Consider the following 18058-nt stretch of genomic DNA (forward strand, 5'->3'; position numbering starts at 1 on the left):
TGCTTGCGGGCCTTACGGCCGGTTCGGCACCGCCGGTCAGCGGAAACAGGGAGACAGCGGAGCAGCTAGGCGGAGCCGGGTCAGGCCCCGGCCGTCGGCGGTACCTGTGTCTTGAGCAGGAGCGGAAGGCGGGTCGTCCGGGGCTTCGGCAGGGTCTCGGCCACCGCCTTCGGCAGGGCCTGGTCCACGCCGTGGACCACCGACAGATGCCGCTCCGCCCGGCTGAACGCCGTGTACACCCAGGGGCGGCTGAGTGACTGGGCCGCGTCGCCGGGGAGCACCACGACCGCCGCCGGCCAGCGGCCGCCGACCGCCTGGTGGGCGGTCAGCGCCCAGCCGTGCCGTACGGCCTGCTCCACCTGCTCCTTCGGGACGACCACGAGCGCGCCCGCGCACGACAGATGCAGCCCGTCGGCGTCGGCGTTCACCACCTGGCCCGGGACCGTACGGCCCGGGACGGGGGAGTAGGCGATCCGGTCACCCGGGTCGAAGCCGCCGAAGCGGCCGGGGCCCGGGTTGAGCCGTTCCTTGAGGGCGGCGTTGAGGGCACGGGTGCCGGCCGCGCCGCCATGGCCCGGGGTGATCACCACGGTCTGCTCGGCGGGGACGCCGATGGCGCGCGGGACGGAGTCGGCGACCAGCTGCACCGTCCGGTGCACGGCCTCGCCCGCGTCCCGCACCGGCACGATCACGATCTCCTTGCCGGGCGCCTCGACCTGGCTGAGCTCACCTGCACCGATCCCGGAGACCAGTTCGCCGAGCGGACCGGGGTCGGGCGTGCGCGAGGCGATCTGCGGGCACACCCGGGCCGCCAGCAGGTCGGCGAAGACCCGCCCGGGGCCCGCCGACCACAGCACCGCCGGATCCCCGCTGAGCACCAGCCGGGCCCCGTCGGGCAGCGCCTCCACGAGCATCGCAGCGCCCTCCACGTCCAGCTGGGGTGCGTCCAGCACGATCAGCAGGTCGAGGTCCAGGGCACCCTCCGCGTCCCGGCCCGGCCCCTCGGTGCCGGAGAGCAGACCGGCGACCGTGGCGACGGCCGCCTCGCCGTCCGTCGGCAGGGCGGCCAGGCGGCGCTGTCCCTCCGGGGTGTGGACGGCGGCGAAGGCGCGCAGTCCGGCGCTCCGGGCGGCGGTCAGCAGGGCCGCCGGTTCGGCGCGGGCCGCCTCGCCGCCCGTGTGCAGCACCAGGCCGTGTCCGGCGACTGCCGCCGCCAGCTCGGCCGCACCGCCGGAGGTTGCCGCGGCGGCCGCCTCCCAGGGCTGCGAGGCGTCCTTGGACAGCGAGTTGACCAGCCGGGCCAGTCCGTCGGCGAGGCTCTCCTCGGCCAGCGCGTACCGCTCCAGACCGACCAGGACCCGGACCGGCCGCTCCTCCTCGTCGTCCTCGGGCTCGGGGGCTCCCGGATCCAGCAGGTCCTGGAAGACCAGCGCGTCTCCCTCGGCGAGCGCGTCCTGCACGGCCGCCTCCGGGTCGGGCACCGCCCGCTGGGCCAGCGCGGCGGTGAGCGCCGGCATCTCCAGCGCGGTGTGCCCGGCCAGGGCGGCCTGCTCCAGGAGCCAGCCGGTCACCGCCCGGCCGCGCCGCTCGTCGTCCGGACCGCACTCCGCGCCCAGCAGCGCCCGCGCGAACCCGTCCGCGTGGTCCGGCCGTACGCCGGTGACCCGGAGCAGCTGCCAGGGGTCCTCCCGCAGCAGCGTGTCCGCGCCCTCACCCAGGGCGGCGGCGACCTGGGGGGCGAGCGACTCGGGCGCACCGCCCTCGGCCAGCACCGCCCGTACCACCGCGACCGTCTCCACGGCGGGCGCGGCGGGTGCCGCGGGCGCGGCGGCGACAGGTGCGGGCTGGGGCCGGTGGACCGGCTCCGGTACGGACGCCCGCCGCGGGGCGGGCTCCGGGGCGGCGAACACGGTGGCCGTGGGCTTCTCGCCGCTCTCCACCGCCCGGATCGCCGCGAGCAGGTCGGCCGCCGTGCCACTGAGCTTTGCCCCGGCCTCGACCGGCCCTGCCTTCTCGGCCTTCCGCCGCTCGATCCGCTCCCGCTCGACCCGCTGGGCGGCCAGCTCGGCCTCGGCCTCGGACAACCGCGCGGCACCCGCCGAGCCGCCGTCCCCGACCTCCGCGCCGCCCTCCGGGCCACCGCCCGCGCCCGCGATGCCGTCCTCGGCCCGGTCTCTGCCGTCGCCCGTGTCGCCCGGGCCGGTCGCGCGGGAGTCGCCGGGTTGCGGGTCGCTTGCCGTGTCGCCTGCCGCGGCGGTGGTGGTGGCGAGGTCGTCGGCCTCCGTCGTGCCCCCGGACGTCGTGCCCTCGTCGGCCTCGGGCGTGGCGCCCAGCCCCGGCTCCGTGCTCACAGCGTGCTCCAGTCGTGATCGGGATAGCGGTGCACGGGCGCCGACACGTCGTCGAGCGCCCGGCAGATCTCGTCAGGAAGACTAAGCGCCTCCACTGACAATGCCCCCGTGAGCTGCTGCGCGTTGCGCGCGCCGACGATCGGCGCGGCCACGCCCGGCCGGTCCCGCACCCAGGCGAGCGCCACCTGGAGCGGTGTCACGGCGAGCCCGTCCGCCGCCGTCTGCACCGCGTCCACGATCCGGGTCGCGGTGTCGTCGAGATACGGCGCGACGAACGGCGCCAGATGCTCCGAGGCGCCTCTGGAGTCCGGAGGAGTGGAGTGGCGGTACTTCGCGGTCAGTACGCCCCGGCCCAGCGGGGAGGACGGCAGCAGGCCGATGCCGAGGTCGAGGGCGGCCGGCAGCACCTCGCGCTCCACGCCCCGCTGGAGCAGCGAGTACTCCAGCTGGGTGCTGGCCAGCCGGGTGCGGGTACCCGGCGCCGCGAGCTGCCAGGTCGCCGCCTTCGCGATCTGCCAGCCGCAGAAGTTGGAGACCCCGGCGTACCGGGCGCGGCCGCTGCTCACGGCCAGGTCGAGGGCCTGGAGGGTCTCCTCCAGCGGGGTGTCCGGGTCGTAGGCGTGCACGTGCCAGACGTCGACGTAGTCGGTACCGAGGCGGGCCAGGGAGGCGTCGAGCGCGGCGAGCAGATGGCCGCGGGAGCCGTTGAAACGGCGGTCGGGGTCGGGGACGCTGCCCGCCTTCGTCGAGATGACCAGGTCCCGGCGCGGCACCAGCCCTTCCATGAGTTGCCCGAGCAGATACTCGGCCTCTCCGTCGCCGTACACGTCCGCGGTGTCGACGAGGGTTCCGCCGGCCTCCCAGAACGCCTTCAGCATGTCCGCGGCGTCGTGCTCGTCGACGTCCCGGCCCCAGGTGAGGGTGCCGAGCCCGATGCGGGACACGCGCAGGCCGGTACGGCCGAGATGCCTCTGCTCCATGCCCGCGAGATTACTGGCCAGAGCTGGTGCGTTGGGTTGCCTGTGGATAACCGATTTCACCGGAGCGGGAGGTCGGTGGCCGGTTCGCCGCGGGGGTCGGGCGGTGGCTGGACCACGGGCCGGCGCGGGTGGGTCGCGCGGTTCCTCGCGCGCCGCCGGGGCGCCGTCGCGCTAAGGTCTCCGCAACAGCGACGTTACTGATCGGTAAGGGGATCGGCCATGAAGCTCGGGATCAACCTCGGCTACTGGGGTGCCGGGATGGACGGGGACAATCTGGCCGTGGCGCAGGAGGCCGAGCGGCTCGGGTACGCCGTCTGCTGGGCCGCCGAGGCCTACGGCTCCGACGCCGCCACCGTACTCAGCTGGGTCGCCGCCCAGACCGAGCGCATCGACGTCGGCTCGGCCATCTTCCAGATCCCGGCCCGGCAGCCCGCGATGACCGCGATGACCGCCGCGACGCTCGACTCGCTCTCCAAGGGCCGCTTCCGGCTCGGCCTCGGCGTCTCCGGGCCGCAGGTCTCCGAGGGCTGGTACGGCGTCAAGTTCGACAAGCCGCTCTCCCGCACCCGCGAGTACGTGGAGATCGTGCGAAGGGCGATGAGCCGCGAGCGGCTGTCGTACGAGGGCGAGCACTGGACGCTGCCGCTGCCGGGCGGGCCCGGCAAGCCGATCAAGCTGACCGTGCACCCGGAGCGCGAGCACATCCCGGTCTACATCGCCGCCATCGGGCCGAAGAACCTGGAGCAGACCGGCGAGATCGCCGACGGTGCGCTGCTGATCTTCCCCTCCGCCGACCACCTGGAGGAGACGGCCGTCAAGTACCTGCGCGCGGGGCGGGAGAAGGCAGGCCAGAGCCTCGACGGGTTCGACATCTGCCCGACGCTGCCGCTCGCTGTCGGCGAGGACAAGGACGTGGCCACGCTCGCCGACACCTTCCGGCCGTACACCGCGCTGTACGTCGGCGGCATGGGCAGCCGCAAGCAGAACTTCTACAACCAGCTCGCCCAGCGCATGGGGTACGAGCAGGAGGCCGCCGAGATCCAGGACAAGTACCTGTCCGGGGACAAGAACGGGGCCGCTGCCGCCGTTCCGCAGGAGCTGATCGACCAGACCACGCTGCTCGGTTCCGTGGACCGGATCGCGGACCGGATGAAGGCCTACGCGGCCGCCGGGGTCACCACGCTGTCGCTCGCGCCCGCCGGGTTCGCCCTGGACGAGCGGCTCGCCTCGCTGCGGGCCGGCGCCGAGGCCCTGGAGCGTGCCGGACTCGCGTAAGCGCCCCGGCGAGAGAGAAGTCCGCGGCCGTGGTGGGGGCTCGGGGGGTCTTCCCCGCCACGGCCGTCACGCAGAACAACGCGCCCGCGCCCGCCCGGTTACGCCCCGGGTGTGACCCCGGTGCTCCGCCTATCGGCCGAGTTCGTCCGCACAGCTGTTGCAGCCGTCCGGACGCGGCATTTGACTCGTTCTCTGCGGGTCTGGTGAGTTCTCCGGAGGGGTGCCCACGATGCTTTCGGCCAAGAGCCTGTTTCTGGAGATCCTCGACAACGACGAGTCCTTCCGGCTCTTCTGTTCCATCGCGGCCAGCGGGGAGTCGCAGGGCGGCTGGGAGAACGCGCGGATCGCCGCACTGGTACCGAAGAGCGAACGCGACCTCGCCCCCAAGATCACCCGCCACGGCGCCGACGAGGACAAGCACGGGCGAATCTTCAACTCCCTCATGAAGAAGCGCGGGCTCACCCCCGTCCCGGTCCCGCCCGACACCGACTACACGATGCTCCTGGAGCGGCACGGCATCGGGCTCGCCCACGACAGGCTCCGGGCCGACCGGCCGCTCACCGTGCAGGACATCGTCACCTACCTCGCCCACAGCCGGGTCACCGAGCAGCGCGCCTCGGAGCAGATGGAGCTGCTGCGCAGGCACTTCGCCGACCACCCGGACCTCGGCCGCGCGGTGCGGATGATCTCCGACGACGAGGACAACCACCTCGCCTACTGCCACGAGGAACTGCTGCGGTACGCCGCCGCCGGGCACGGCCGCGCGATCCAGCGCATGCTGCGCGCGTGCGCGCTCGCCGAGATCCGGATCCACCGGGACGTCAGCCTCGCCGTCATGGCCCGCATGGGCCGCATCCTCGGCTGGCCGAAGGGCAGGTCCGCGCTCCTCGCGTTCGGCGTCCACGCCGTCTACGCCTACGAGCGCGCCGCCGGCTGGCACCGGATGGTCTCGCTGCGGATGCCGGAGCGCAGGAACGCCCTGGGCGGCCCGGCCTCCTCCGCCCCCGAGTTCGCCTGAGCAGGAGCGAGGTGCCCGGCCGCCGCGCGCCTCACATCCAGCCGCGGCGCTTGAACAGCCGGTACAGCACCAGCTCCAGGGAGGCCATGACCAGGATCACCGCCGGGTACCCCCAGAACCAGTGCAGCTCGGGCATGTGGTCGAAGTTCATGCCGTAGATCCCCGCGATCAGCGTGGGGACCGCCGCCATGGCCGCCCACGCGGAGATCTTCCGCATGTCGTCGTTCTGCCGCACGCTCATCTGCGCGAGATGGGCGCTGAGGACGTCCGACACCAGCCGGTCCAGGGCCTCCACGCCCTCGTTCACCCGCAACAGGTGGTCGTTGACGTCCCGGAAGAACGGGCGGGCGTCCTCACGCAAGAAGGGCACCGTCGTGCCGCTGCCGTAGGGGCCCACTCCCGCCAGCTTGGTCATGGGCACGGCCAGCGGCACGGTGGCCCGGCGGAACTCCAGGATCTGCCGCTTGAAGGTGTAGATCCGCGACGCGGTGTGCCGGGAGCCGCCACTGCTCGGCGAGAACACCTCGGTCTCCAGCTCCTCCAAGTCGGTCTGCAGCTCGGTCGCGACCTCCAGGTAGTTGTCGACGACCGCGTCGGCGATCGAGTACAGCACCCCCGTCGGCCCGTGCTTGAGCAGCTCGTGCTGCTCCTCCAGGTGCCGCCGGATGTCCCCGAGCGGCGAGGGCGTCCCGTGGCGCACAGTCACCACGAAGGAGTCCCCGATGAAGATCATCAGCTCGCCGGAGGTCACCGTGTCGCTCTTCGGTTCGTACGTCACCGGCTTCAGGACGACGAACAGCGAGTCGTCGTACACCTCCAGCTTGGGGCGCTGGTGGGCGGTCAGGGCGTCCTCGACGGCCAGCGGATGCAACCCGAACTCGTCGGTGACCAGGTCGAACTCGTGCTCCGTCGGCTCGTACAGGCCGATCCAGAGAAAACTGTCGCCACGCGTGCGTGCCTCCGCGAGGGCGTCGGAGAAGTCCTGGGGGGTCTCCGTCCGCTGCCCGTCCCGGTAGATGGCACAGTCGACGATCACGGAGAGTATTCTCCCGTCGCCCGGCCCGCACCGCATTCCGTGACGTTTTTCTCCCCCGGGCCGCCCCGGGCGGTGTCGAGGGACCGCACGCGCGCAGACCCGGAGCGGCGGCCGCATTCGGCCCCTCGACACCGGCGCACCCCTTGGGCGGGCAAACGCCTACCCTGGGCCCCATGCCCACGCTGATCCTCGTAAGGCACGGACGGTCCACCGCCAACACCTCCGGGCTGCTCGCCGGCTGGACGCCCGGGGTCGCCCTCGACGAGCGCGGCGCCGCCCAGGCCGCCGCGCTGCCCGGCCGGCTCGCCGGGCTGCCGATCTCGGAGGTCGTCGCCAGCCCCCTGCAGCGCTGCCAGGAGACGATCCGCCCGCTGCTGGACGCCCGTCCCGGCCTCACCGCCCACACCGACGAGCGGATCGGGGAGGCCCACTACGGCGACTGGTCCGGCCGCAAGCTCGCCGAGCTCACGGACGAGCCGCTGATGGAGGTCGTGCAGGCGCACCCGTCGGCGGCCGCCTTCCCGGGCGGGGAGTCCATGCGGGCCATGCAGACCCGCGCCGCCGAGGCGGTACGTGAGTGGAACGCGCGCGTGGAGCGCGACCACGGCGCCGACGCCGTCTACCTGATGTGCTCGCACGGCGACATCATCAAGTCGCTCGTCGCGGACGCGCTCGGTCTGCATCTCGACCTCTTCCAGCGGATCTCCGTCGAACCGTGTTCCATCACCGCGATCCGTTACACCCGGCTGCGGCCGTTTCTCGTTCGTCTCGGGGACACCGGGGATTTCGCCTCCCTTGCCCCCCGCGAGGAACCTCCCGGGGAAGACGCCCCGGTCGGTGGCGGTGCCGGCGCGCCGTGATCGTCAGCCGCAGTAGGGTGAAGCGATCCACGTAGTCGCCGACCGGCCAACCCGCACGGTCAGTCGCCCTTCCGAGCCCACGCACTCTCGATTCCCATGGAGACAGGACGTGTCCCGTCAGGTGTTCCTCTACGATCCGCCGGACCGCTTCGTCGCGGGCACGGTCGGACTGCCCGGACGCCGTACGTTCTTCCTCCAGGCCACGGCCGGCCCCCGGACGACCAGCGTGGCCCTGGAGAAGACCCAGGTCGCCGCGCTCGCCGAACGCATGGACGAACTCCTCGACGAGGTCGTCCGGCGCAGCGGCGGCAACGCGGCCGTCCCCGCCGTCGCACCCAACGAGATCGCCGACAGCGCCCCGCTGGACACCCCCGTCGAGGAGGAGTTCCGCGTCGGCACCATGGCGCTCGCCTGGGACGGCGAGGAAGAGCGCATGATCGTCGAGGCGCAGGCGCTCGTGGAACTGGACGCCGACTCCGAGGAGGACCTCGCCGAGGCCGAGGAGCGGCTCCTCCAGGACGAGGAGAACGGACCCCCGATGCTGCGGGTCCGGCTGACCGGCGCGCAGGCCAGGGCCTTCGCCAAGCGTGCCCTGGACGTCGTCAACGCCGGGCGGCCGCCGTGCCCGCTGTGCAGCCTCCCGCTCGACCCGGAAGGACACGTATGTCCGCGCCAGAACGGATACCGCCGCGGAGCGTGACCGCCGCCGAACTGCTCGCCCAGGGTGAGCTGAAGGTGCGCGGACGCATCCGCGACGCCTCCAACGCGGCCCTGTTCTGCACGGTCGCGTACGACGGCGAGGAAGCGTCCTGCGTCTACAAGCCGGTCGCCGGGGAACGCCCGCTGTGGGACTTCCCCGACGGCACCCTCGCCCAGCGCGAGGTCGCCGCCTACGAGGTCGCCGCGGCCACCGGCTGGGACCTCGTCCCGCCCACCGTGCTGCGCGATGGGCCCTACGGCGAGGGCATGTGCCAGCTCTGGATCGACGTCGACCCCGAGAGCGCCGATCTGCTCGCCCTGGTCGACGCCGAGGAGCCGGAGCCGGGCTGGAAGGCGATCGGGTTCGCCGAGGTCGGCGAGGGCAAGACCGCGCTGCTGGTGCACGCCGACGACGAACGGCTGCGCCGGCTCGCCGTCCTCGACGCCGTGATCAACAACGCCGACCGCAAGGGCGGCCATCTGCTGCCCACCACTGACGGACGGCTCTACGGCATCGACCACGGCGTGACCTTCAACACCGAGAACAAGCTGCGCACCCTGCTGTGGGGCTGGGCGGGGGAGCCGCTCACCGGTGAGGCCGTGGAGGCCCTCAAGGGGCTGCGTGAGGCCCTCGGCGGGGCGCTGGGGGGCCGGCTGGCCGAGCTGATCACCGCGGCCGAACTCGACGCCACGCGCGCGCGTGTCGACGCGCTGCTCACCACCGGAAAGCACCCGGAACCGAGCGGAGAGTGGCCGGCCATCCCCTGGCCGCCCGTGTGACCGGTCCGCAGCACATCGCGGACGCAAGATCAAGAGCGCCTTCCCGGCCATCTGGCCTGGTCCGGTTCGTATACCGAACTCGGGTCCGGTTACGCTCATGTACATGCATGCCTGGCCCGCTTCCGAGGTCCCCGCCCTGCCTGGTCAGGGCCGCGACCTGAGGATCCACGACACCGCGACCGGCGGTCCGGTCACCCTCGACCCCGGTCCCGTCGCCCGTATCTATGTCTGCGGCATCACCCCGTACGACGCGACCCACATGGGGCACGCGGCGACCTACAACGCGTTCGACCTGGTCCAGCGCGTGTGGCTCGACACCAAGCGGCAGGTGCACTACGTCCAGAACGTCACGGACGTCGACGACCCGCTCCTGGAGCGCGCCGAGCGCGACGGCGTCGACTGGGTCGCCCTCGCCGAGCAGGAGACCACCCTCTTCCGCGAGGACATGACCGCCCTGCGGATGCTGCCCCCGCAGCACTACATAGGCGCGGTCGAGGCGATACCCGGCATCGTGCCGCTGGTCGAGCGGCTGCGCGATCTCGGCGCCGCCTACGAACTCGACGGCGACATCTACTTCTCCGTCGAGTCCGACCCCAACTTCGGCAAGGTCTCGGGCCTCGACGCCGCCGCCATGCGGCTGCTGTCCGCCGAGCGCGGCGGCGACCCCGACCGCCCCGGCAAGAAGAACCCCCTCGACCCGATGCTGTGGATGGCCGCCCGCGAGGGCGAACCCAGCTGGGACGGCGGCTCCCTCGGCCACGGCCGCCCGGGCTGGCACATCGAGTGCGTGGCCATCGCCCTCGACCACCTCGGCATGACCTTCGACGTCCAGGGCGGCGGCTCCGACCTCGCCTTCCCGCACCACGAGATGGGCGCGTCGCACGCCCAGGTGCTCACCGGCGAGTTCCCGATGGCCAAGGCATACGTCCACGCCGGCATGGTCGGCCTCGACGGAGAGAAGATGTCCAAGTCCAAGGGCAACCTGGTCTTCGTCTCCCAGCTGCGCCGCGACGGCGTCGACCCGGCAGCCATCCGTCTCGCCCTGCTCTCCCACCACTACCGCGCCGACTGGGAGTGGACCGACCAGGTCCTGGCGGACGCGGTGACCCGGCTCGACCGCTGGCGAGCAGCGGTCTCCCGCCCGGACGGCCCGCCGGCCGAGGCCTTGGTGGAGGAGATCCGCGAGGCCCTGAGCAACGACCTGGACGCCCCGGCGGCACTGGCGGCCGTGGACCGCTGGGCCGCACTCCAGCAGACCGAGGGCGGCACGGACACGGGCGCGCCCGGGGTCGTGTCGCGCGCGGTGGACGCCCTGCTCGGCGTAGCCCTGTAAGGAAACGCCAATCCCCGCGCCCCGTCAGGGGCGCGGGGAACTGCGCGCTCAGCCACGACGCACCCGCAGGAACAACCCGACGCGCACCCGGCCCCCGTGGCCCACCCCTTGAGCCGACGCCGACTACTCGGCATCGGCAACGCTCGGCGCCCTGGCCGTAGGAACCCACACAGGCGTGACCCCGGCCCGTCTCGCTCCCTCTCCCGGACGACGGGCAACCCGAGGTCATCACCATCGGCGCCGCCCCCTACGTCTACCTCGGCTCCCTCGCCGACGGCGCCATGTCCAGGCCGGGGTCGGCCGGCACGGCGTACCCCGTCACCGCGGTCGACGCCTGAGGCCCGCGGACCTTGAGACACGCCATGAAAAGGGGCGGTACGCGCACCGCGTACCGCCCTCGATCAGTCCTCGGAGGTGTCCTCGCCGTCCGGGCCGGGGTCCCCGCCGGAGTCCGCGGTCTCGTCGGCGTCCGCGGAATTCCCCGTGTTCCCGGGCGTGTCGGGCTTGGGCGGCCTCGGCGGCCGGGTCTTGCCGCTGGGGTTGTCCCGCAGGTAGGAGGCACTGTCGGTGCCGTCCGCCGTGGCGTGGCCGCCGGGCGGCGGATTCACGTCCCGGCGCCGCAGATAGCGCTCGAACTCACGGGCGATCGCCTCGCCCGACGCCTCCGGCAGCTCGGCGGTGTCCCGGGCCTCCTCCAGCGTCTGCACGTACTCCGCGACCTCGGTGTCCTCGGCGGCCAGCTGGTCCACGCCCACCTGCCAGGCGCGCGCGTCCTCGGGCAGCTCGCCCAGCGGGATCCGCAGGTCGAGCAGGTCCTCCAGGCGGTTCAGCAGCGCCAGCGTGGCCTTCGGGTTGGGCGGCTGGGAGACGTAGTGCGGGACGGCCGCCCAGAGCGAGACCGCCGGGACGCCCGCGTGCGTGCAGGCCTCCTGGAGGACGCCGACGATGCCCGTAGGACCCTCGTACTTGGTCTCCTCCAGGTCCATCCGCTGGGCCAGGTCCGGGTCGGAGGTGACTCCGCTGACCGGCACCGGACGCGTGTGCGGGGTGTCGCCCAGCAGGGCGCCCAGGACGACCACCAGCTCCACGCCCAGTTCGTGGGCGAAGCCGAGCAGCTCGTTGCAGAACGAGCGCCAGCGCATGGACGGCTCGATGCCCCTCACCAGCACCAGATCGCGCGGCTTGTCGCCGCCGACCCGGACCACCGACAGCCGTGTCGTCGGCCACGTGATCTTGCGCACGCCGGCGTCCATCCACACCGTGGGACGGTTGACCTGGAAGTCGTAGTAGTCCTCCGCGTCAAGGGCCGCGAACACCTCGCCCTTCCATTCCCGCTCCAGATGCGCGACCGCGGTGGAGGCGGCGTCGCCGGCATCGTTCCAGCCTTCGAACGCGGCCACCATGACTGGGTCGATCAGCTCGGGAACCCCCTCCAGCTCGATCACCCAGCGCCTCCTTCCGACGTACCCTCGCGTACGCCCCAACCTTACGGCGTCCGGCGGGGGCGCCCGCAGCCCCCTTGCACGGGGGAGTGAACGGATCACTGCCCCGTTCACCCCCCTCGAACACCCCGATCCGGCGTGGAACCGCTCACGGGTAGTAAGCGCTTCACAGACTGCTGCGCAGCCACTGCTCCACGCTCGCGATGTGCACGGTCGCCCAGGACCGGGCCGCCTCCGCGTCCCGGTCGCGCAGCGCGGCCAGGATCGCGCGGTGCTCGCGCAGGGTCCGGGCGACCGCGTCCTCCTGGGTCAGCCCGCGCCAGATCCGGGCCCGGGTGGTCGGCCCGGACAGCCCGTCAAGGAGCGAGCAGAGCACCGAGTTCCCGGAGCTCTGCACGATGCCCCGGTGGAACTCCAGGTCACAGGCGACCAGCTCCTCCACCGAGGGCGCGGCGCCCAGGGCGTCCAACTGGGCGGCCAGCGCGTCCAGTTGCTGCTCGCTGATCCGGGAGGCGGCCATCGCGGTGGCGGCCGGCTCCAGGATCCGGCGCACCGCGAGGAACTCCAGGACCGTGTCGTCGCGGTGGAAGTCGACGACGAAGCTCATCGCCTCCAGGAGCAGTTGCGGGTCCAGGCTGGTGACGTAGGTGCCGTCGCCCTGCCGTACGTCCAGGATCCGGATCAGCGACAGGGCGCGCACCGCCTCCCGCAACGAATTACGGGACAGGCCGAGTTCGGCGGCGAGTTCGCTCTCCTTCGGCAACCGGTCACCGGGGCGCAGCGCACCGGAGACGATCATGTCCTTGATCTTCTCGATCGCCTCATCGGTGACTGCCATACCGGCCTCCTTGTGGCTGAGACATCCGATGTCTCAGTCACATTATGCGACCTGGTCAGGCCGGGGCGGACCGTGGTGCCGGGCACCGGCCGGGACCGGTGAGCGCTCCGCTCTCCGCCGCCAGCAGCCGCAGCGCCTCCAGGGACACCACCGCGCCGCGTTCGACACCGGCCGCGACGACCTCCCGGTGCGGGTTGTTCCCGCCGGTGGCCGTGGTACGACACCTCCTCGGCGCCGTCGAGCAGCGCGGCCACCGCCGCCGCCCGCGCCGGGTCCCCGACCACGATCGCGTGGGCCGGCAGCCCCGAGCGCGGTATCCGGGTGATGGGCAGCAGGTCCTGCGTCATACGGCGACTCCAGCAAGAACGAACGGAACATCAGGAGTGTCGCGTACGCCCCGGGAACCGCGTGCCGGCGGGGGAGCCCCTGAAGCGCGGGGCATCGCTCGTCCGGGCGGCGGGCTCACTCCGCGTCGAACCGCTCCCTGCCAGCCGCCCGGTGCCGCACCCGGACGGTGAAGCCGGGCGCGGCCGCGGCGAACCCGAACTCCGCGCCGAACGGCATCGCGCCCTCACCGGTGACCAGCGGTATGCGCCGCGAACGTGCGGTACGGCTCCGGCAGCACCACCCCGTGTTCCGCCTCGAACGCGTGCACCCCCAGCCGAGCGCCGACGCGCCATCGGCGTCCATGCCGAACGCCTCACGCGAAGCCGCCGGTTCGGCCGGATCCGCCCGTTCGATGTTCATGCGCCCATGGAAGCACCCGGCACTGACAACGGGCGCGCGAAAGGGGCGGCTCCCTAGGGGAGAGGAGCCGCCCCCTCGCCGGCCCGGCCCCGGTACGGCGGGGCCGGGAGCCCGGCGGCCGCCGGACCGGTCAGGGGACCCGGCGCACCGCCCGTGTCTCGTCCGCCTCTCGGCGGCTCACTTCCGGCTCACTTCTTGTCGAGCAGGTCCTGGACCTTGGCCTTGACGTCGTCCGTGGCCAGGCCGCGGATCGTCAGGGTGGTACGGCGGCGCAGCACGTCGTCCGTGGTCTCGGCCCACTCGTGGTCGCGGGCCCAGACGACCTGTGCCCAGATCTCCGGGGCGTCCGGGTGGACGCGCTCGGCGAGCTGCCGGTCCTCGTTGGCGAGGCGGGCGATGTCGAACGCCAGCGAACCGTAGTGGGTGGCCAGGTGCTTGGCCGTGTCGGCGGCCATGCGCGGGCCCGGAGCCGGGTTGTCCACCAGCAGGCGGTGGGCGACCGCGCGGGGGTTGGCGACACCGGGCAGCGGCAGCTTCTTCGGCAGCGAGGAGATCGGTTCGAAGTCGTCGCCCAGCGGGTGCCCCGGCAGCGCCTCCAGCTTCTCCATCACCGTACGGCCGATGTGCCGGAAAGTGGTCCACTTGCCGCCCGCGACGGACAGCATGCCGCCCCTGCCCTCGGTCACCACGGTCTCCCGCTTGGCCTTGGCGGTGCTGCCGGGACCGCCCGGCAGCACCCGCAGGCCCGCGAAGGCGTAGGTGATCAGATCGCGCTGGAGCTGCTGGTCCCGGACGGAGAACGCGGCCTCGTCCAGGATCTGGGCTATGTCCTTCTCGGTGACGGAGACGTCCGCCGGGTCGCCCTCGTACTCCTCGTCGGTGGTGCCGAGCAGCAGCATGTCCTCCCAGGGGAGGGCGAAGGTGATCCGGTACTTGTCGATGGGCGTCGCGAGGGCGGCCTTCCACGGGGCCGTCCGCTTCAGGACCAGGTGCGCGCCCTTCGACAGGCGGATGGACGGGGCCGCGTTCGGGTCCTCCATCCGGCGCAGGTGGTCGACCCAGGGGCCGGTCGCGTTGAGCACCAGACGGGCGTTGACGCCGAACTCCTCGCCGGAGACCGCGTCCTTCAGGTCGGCGCCGGTCACCCGGCCCTTGGTGAAGCGCAGGCCGCTGACCTGGGCGTGGTTGAGGACTACCGCGCCCGCCTCGACGGCCGCGCGGACCGTCATCAGCGCCATGCGCGCGTCGTTCATCTGGTCGTCGCCGTACACGGCCACGGCCTTGAGGTTCTCGGTGCGCAGCTCCGGCACGTCCCGCTGCGCCCGCGAGGGGGAGAGGAGGTGGCCGACGCCGTCACCGAACGCGGAGAGCGCGGAGTAGGCGAACACGCCCGCTCCGAGCTTCGCCGCACCGTGCGGACCGCCCTTGTACACGGGGAGGTAGAACGTGAGCGGGTTCGCCAGGTGGGGAGCCACCTGGCGGGAGACCGCACGGCGTTCGAAGTGGTTCTCCGCCACCAGCTTCACCGCGCCGGTCTGCAGGTAGCGCAGACCGCCGTGGAGGAGCTTGGAGGAGGCGGAGGAGGTGGCACCGGCGAAGTCGCCGGCGTCGACCAGGGCCACCCTGAGGCCGGACTGCGCGGCGTGCCAGGCGGTGGAGATGCCCAGGATGCCGCCGCCGATCACGAGAAGGTCGTACGACGCCTTGGAAAGCTGCTCCCTGGTCTCGGCACGGCTCGGAAGCGAGCCGGAGGCCGGGTGTGTTCCCAGGGCAGGCACGGACTGCAGGGCGGACTGACTGGTCATGTCGGGTTCTTACTCCTCGTCAGAGCTCGATCGTGAGAGCGTGCGCGCTCTCGTCAGCTCTCGTCGTCGATCCAGCCCATGGTCCGGTCGACGGCCTTGAGCCAGTTCTTGTACTCACGGTCGCGGGTCTCCGCGTCCATGCGGGGGGTCCACTCGGCGGCCCGGCGCCAGTTGGCGCGCAGTTCGTCGGTGCTGGACCAGAAGCCGACGGCGAGGCCGGCGGCGTAGGCGGCGCCGAGGCAGGTGGTCTCGGCGACCATCGGGCGCACCACCGGTGCGTCGAGGACGTCGGCGAGCTGCTGCATCAGCAGGTTGTTGGCGGTCATGCCACCGTCGACCTTGAGGGCCACCAGCTCGTCGCCGGAGTCCTTCACCATGGCGTCGGCGATCTCGCGGGTCTGCCAGGCGGTGGCCTCCAGGACGGCGCGGGCCAGGTGCGCCTTGGTGACGTACCGGGTCAGGCCGGCGATCACACCGCGGGCGTCGGAGCGCCAGTGCGGGGCGAACAGACCGGAGAAGGCCGGCACGAAGTAGGCGCCGCCGTTGTCCTCGACCGAGAGCGCGAGCGTCTCGATCTCGGCGGCGGTGGAGATCAGGCCCATCTGGTCGCGCATCCACTGCACCAGCGAGCCGGTGACGGCGATCGAGCCCTCCAGCGCGTACACCGTCGGCTGGTCGCCGATCTTGTAGCCGACCGTGGTCAGCAGGCCCGCGTACGAGTTGATGATCTTTTCACCGGTGTTCATCACCATGAAGGTGCCGGTGCCGTAGGTCGACTTGACCTCGCCCTCGGCGAAGCAGGTCTGGCCGAACAGGGCCGCCTGCTGGTCGCCGAGCGCGGACGCGACCGGGATGCCGCCGAGCAGGTCCCCCAGCTTGCCGCCGGTGACCTCGCCGTAGACCTCGGCGGAGGAGCGGATCTCGGGGAGGATCTGGAGCGGGACGCCGATGGACTCCGCGATCTTGTCGTCCCACTGCATGGTGTGCAGGTTCATGAGAAGGGTGCGGGAGGCGTTGGTGACGTCGGTGACGTGCTTGCCGCCGTTGACACCGCCGGTCAGGTTCCAGATGACCCAGGTGTCCATGGTGCCGAAGAGGATGTCGCCCGCCTCGGCGCGCTCCTTGAGGCCGTCGACGTTGTCGAGCAGCCAGCGGGCCTTGGGGCCGGCGAAGTAGGAGGCCAGCGGGAGGCCGGTCTCGCGGCGGAAGCGGTCCTGACCGACGTTGCGGCCGAGTTCCCGGCAGAGGGCGTCGGTGCGGGTGTCCTGCCAGACGATGGCGTTGTAGACGGGCTCACCGGTGTTCTTGTCCCACAGCACGGTGGTCTCGCGCTGGTTGGTGATGCCGATGGCCTTGATGTCGTCGCGGGTGATGCCGGCCTTCTGGATGGCCCCGGCGACGACTTCCTGGACGTTGGTCCAGATCTCGTTGGCGTTGTGTTCGACCCAGCCCGGCTTGGGGAAGATCTGCTCGTGTTCCTTCTGGTCGACCGAGACGATACGGCCGTCCTTGTCGAAGACGATGCAGCGGCTGGAGGTCGTGCCCTGGTCGATCGCGGCGATGAACGGGCCTGCGGTGTGGGCGTCGGTCACTGTGTGCTCCTCGAAGATCCGTGGTGTGTGGCGGTACGTCTGCTGCTTCAGCGGAGTTCTGCCGGTAGCGGAGGTCTGCCTCTAAGCAAAAGCGACGTTGTAGATGCCCGCGGCTATCGCTCCGCCGATCAGCGGACCGACCACCGGGATCCAGGCGTAGCTCCAGTCGGAACCGCCCTTGTTGGGCAGGGGGAGCAGCGCGTGCACGATACGCGGACCGAGGTCACGGGCCGGGTTGATGGCGTAGCCCGTCGGGCCGCCGAGCGAGAGACCGATGGAGACGACCACCAGCGCGGTGATCAGGCCGCCCAGCACACCGAGGCCGTTGCCCTTGTCGTTGAGGCCCTGCGTGAGGACCGCCAGGATCAGCACGATGGTGCCGATGATCTCCGTGGCGAGGTTCTGCACCACGTTCCGGATCTCGGGGCCGGTGGAGAAGATGCCGAGGACCGGGCCGGCGCCCGTCTCCTCCGCCTCGACGGCCTTGACCTTGGTGGCCTGCGCGCCCGGACCGCCGACGATCTCCTTGTCGGTGAGGTGGGCGTGGAACTGGCCGTAGTAGGCGACCCACACCAGGGTCGCGCCGATCAGCGCGCCGAGCAGCTGGCCGGCGAAGTAGACCGGAACGTTGCTCCAGTCGTCGTTCTTGATCGCGAGGGCGACTGTGACGGCCGGGTTGAGGTGGGCGCCGGACAGCGGTCCGGAGATGTAGACCGCCGTCATGACGGCGAAGCCCCAACCGAAGGCGATGGCGAGCCAGCCGGCGTTACGGGCCTTGGAGGCCTTGAGCGTGACGGCGGCGCACACGCCGCCGCCGAGCAGGATGAGTACGGCGGTACCGATGGTCTCGCCGATGAAGATGTCGGAGCTGGACACCCGCGACTCCTTTGTCCTTCGTCCAGGGAAGCCGAACCCCGAGTCCCGTCGGGGTGTTGGCGCCCTCGTGGGTGAGAGCGAATTCGGCCTTTGGCGTTGTCACACTCTAGCGCGTATTGCCGGTAGGTGTTCGACAATGCCGACCGATGGACGGGAGTCTCGCCCCGGCGTTACGTGTGCGTCAAGAGTTCTGTTATCGAAAGTGCGATCGTTATTGATTGCTGTGGGTTATCGATCTTTGTCGGGATCGTGGGTCGGATGTGTCGCGGTAGCCCCGCTGAACTCCACTTTTGTTCTGTTTTGTCCACATCAGGGTACGGCTGAGGCGCGGGGGCGCCCGCCCCGGGCCGCCGCCCGGGGGGGGGGGTGTGGGGGGGGGGGGGATAGACACCCCGCCCGAGGCGCCGCACCCCGCCCGCGGCCGCC

The 18058-nt window shown here is 71.9% G+C and carries 15 protein-coding genes and 1 pseudogene; 6 read left to right on the forward strand and 10 right to left on the reverse strand.

Annotated elements, in window-relative coordinates:
- Nucleotides 1-80 precede the first annotated feature (80 nt).
- Nucleotides 81-2351 carry a helix-hairpin-helix domain-containing protein gene (locus tag ACWGJB_RS04195; RefSeq protein WP_453378732.1) on the reverse strand — a complete coding sequence of 757 codons (2271 nt, stop codon included), beginning with the start codon at nucleotides 2349-2351 and terminating at the stop codon, nucleotides 81-83.
- On the reverse strand, nucleotides 2348-3331 hold the full coding sequence (locus ACWGJB_RS04200) for an aldo/keto reductase (RefSeq protein ID WP_453378733.1): 984 nt from the start codon (nucleotides 3329-3331) through the stop codon (nucleotides 2348-2350). The genes ACWGJB_RS04195 and ACWGJB_RS04200 overlap by 4 nt, the downstream gene beginning before the upstream one ends.
- A 219-nt stretch (nucleotides 3332-3550) precedes the next feature.
- Between ACWGJB_RS04200 and ACWGJB_RS04205 the strand changes: the two genes are divergently transcribed.
- Both ACWGJB_RS04205 and ACWGJB_RS04210 read left to right on the forward strand, forming a co-directional pair.
- Nucleotides 3551-4606, forward strand: coding sequence for an LLM class F420-dependent oxidoreductase (locus ACWGJB_RS04205; RefSeq protein WP_360489601.1), 1056 nt, complete (start codon nucleotides 3551-3553; stop codon nucleotides 4604-4606).
- A 229-nt stretch (nucleotides 4607-4835) separates the two neighbouring features.
- Nucleotides 4836-5624, forward strand: coding sequence for a ferritin-like domain-containing protein (locus tag ACWGJB_RS04210; RefSeq protein ID WP_453378734.1), 789 nt, complete (start codon nucleotides 4836-4838; stop codon nucleotides 5622-5624).
- 31 nt (nucleotides 5625-5655) lie between these two features.
- Here ACWGJB_RS04210 and corA read toward each other — a convergent pair whose 3' ends face one another.
- Complete coding sequence (gene corA / locus ACWGJB_RS04215) at nucleotides 5656-6660, reverse strand: magnesium/cobalt transporter CorA (RefSeq protein WP_453378735.1); 1005 nt, start codon at nucleotides 6658-6660, stop codon at nucleotides 5656-5658.
- Between the two features lie 173 nt (nucleotides 6661-6833).
- Between corA and ACWGJB_RS04220 the strand changes: the two genes are divergently transcribed.
- The 4 genes from ACWGJB_RS04220 to mshC all read left to right on the forward strand — a co-directional run bounded on the left by ACWGJB_RS04220 (nucleotide 6834) and on the right by mshC (nucleotide 10332).
- Nucleotides 6834-7520 carry a histidine phosphatase family protein gene (locus tag ACWGJB_RS04220; protein WP_453378736.1) on the forward strand — a complete coding sequence of 229 codons (687 nt, stop codon included), beginning with the start codon at nucleotides 6834-6836 and terminating at the stop codon, nucleotides 7518-7520.
- Nucleotides 7521-7629: 109 nt separating this feature from the next.
- Entirely contained in the window at nucleotides 7630-8220 is a 591-nt protein-coding gene (locus tag ACWGJB_RS04225; RefSeq protein WP_360489597.1) for a DUF3090 domain-containing protein, read from the forward strand.
- Nucleotides 8184-8999: an SCO1664 family protein gene (locus tag ACWGJB_RS04230; protein WP_453378737.1), complete on the forward strand. Its 816-nt coding sequence runs from the start codon at nucleotides 8184-8186 to the stop codon at nucleotides 8997-8999. The genes ACWGJB_RS04225 and ACWGJB_RS04230 overlap by 37 nt, the downstream gene beginning before the upstream one ends.
- Before the next feature lie 103 nt (nucleotides 9000-9102).
- Nucleotides 9103-10332, forward strand: a complete 1230-nt coding sequence (gene mshC / locus ACWGJB_RS04235; protein WP_453378738.1) for a cysteine--1-D-myo-inosityl 2-amino-2-deoxy-alpha-D-glucopyranoside ligase — start codon at nucleotides 9103-9105, stop codon at nucleotides 10330-10332.
- A 401-nt stretch (nucleotides 10333-10733) separates the two neighbouring features.
- Here mshC and ACWGJB_RS04240 read toward each other — a convergent pair whose 3' ends face one another.
- The 7 genes and pseudogenes from ACWGJB_RS04240 to ACWGJB_RS04270 form a co-directional block, all read right to left on the reverse strand.
- On the reverse strand, nucleotides 10734-11777 hold the full coding sequence (locus ACWGJB_RS04240) for a PAC2 family protein (protein ID WP_453378739.1): 1044 nt from the start codon (nucleotides 11775-11777) through the stop codon (nucleotides 10734-10736).
- 163 nt (nucleotides 11778-11940) lie between these two features.
- Nucleotides 11941-12612 carry a FadR/GntR family transcriptional regulator gene (locus ACWGJB_RS04245; RefSeq protein ID WP_351700228.1) on the reverse strand — a complete coding sequence of 224 codons (672 nt, stop codon included), beginning with the start codon at nucleotides 12610-12612 and terminating at the stop codon, nucleotides 11941-11943.
- A gap of 200 nt (nucleotides 12613-12812) precedes the next feature.
- A pseudogene (locus ACWGJB_RS04250) lies at nucleotides 12813-12959 on the reverse strand (purine-nucleoside phosphorylase); the annotation flags it as partial.
- A 115-nt stretch (nucleotides 12960-13074) separates the two neighbouring features.
- Entirely contained in the window at nucleotides 13075-13359 is a 285-nt protein-coding gene (locus ACWGJB_RS04255) for a hypothetical protein (protein WP_453378740.1), read from the reverse strand.
- A 188-nt stretch (nucleotides 13360-13547) separates the two neighbouring features.
- Nucleotides 13548-15164, reverse strand: coding sequence for an FAD-dependent oxidoreductase (locus ACWGJB_RS04260; protein WP_453378741.1), 1617 nt, complete (start codon nucleotides 15162-15164; stop codon nucleotides 13548-13550).
- Nucleotides 15165-15217: 53 nt separating this feature from the next.
- A complete protein-coding gene (gene glpK / locus ACWGJB_RS04265) occupies nucleotides 15218-16756 on the reverse strand; it encodes a glycerol kinase GlpK (protein ID WP_453378742.1) in 1539 nt (512 codons plus the stop codon).
- Nucleotides 16757-16837: 81 nt separating this feature from the next.
- Nucleotides 16838-17632 carry an MIP/aquaporin family protein gene (locus tag ACWGJB_RS04270; protein ID WP_360489590.1) on the reverse strand — a complete coding sequence of 265 codons (795 nt, stop codon included), beginning with the start codon at nucleotides 17630-17632 and terminating at the stop codon, nucleotides 16838-16840.
- Nucleotides 17633-18058 lie beyond the last annotated feature (426 nt).

The organism is Streptomyces sp. NPDC054813 (assembly GCF_053611365.1).

Bases quoted from the DNA above. Each gene is read 5' to 3' on its own strand.
- ACWGJB_RS04200 (WP_453378733.1), bottom strand. From the start codon at position 3,331: ATGGAGCAGAGGCATCTCGGCCGTACCGGCCTGCGCGTGTCCCGCATC.
- ACWGJB_RS04205 (WP_360489601.1), top strand. From the start codon at position 3,551: ATGAAGCTCGGGATCAACCTCGGCTACTGGGGTGCCGGGATGGACGGG.
- ACWGJB_RS04210 (WP_453378734.1), top strand. From the start codon at position 4,836: ATGCTTTCGGCCAAGAGCCTGTTTCTGGAGATCCTCGACAACGACGAG.
- ACWGJB_RS04220 (WP_453378736.1), top strand. From the start codon at position 6,834: ATGCCCACGCTGATCCTCGTAAGGCACGGACGGTCCACCGCCAACACC.
- ACWGJB_RS04230 (WP_453378737.1), top strand. From the start codon at position 8,184: ATGTCCGCGCCAGAACGGATACCGCCGCGGAGCGTGACCGCCGCCGAA.
- mshC (WP_453378738.1), top strand. From the start codon at position 9,103: ATGCATGCCTGGCCCGCTTCCGAGGTCCCCGCCCTGCCTGGTCAGGGC.
- ACWGJB_RS04245 (WP_351700228.1), bottom strand. From the start codon at position 12,612: ATGGCAGTCACCGATGAGGCGATCGAGAAGATCAAGGACATGATCGTC.
- ACWGJB_RS04255 (WP_453378740.1), bottom strand. From the start codon at position 13,359: ATGAACATCGAACGGGCGGATCCGGCCGAACCGGCGGCTTCGCGTGAG.
- ACWGJB_RS04260 (WP_453378741.1), bottom strand. From the start codon at position 15,164: ATGACCAGTCAGTCCGCCCTGCAGTCCGTGCCTGCCCTGGGAACACAC.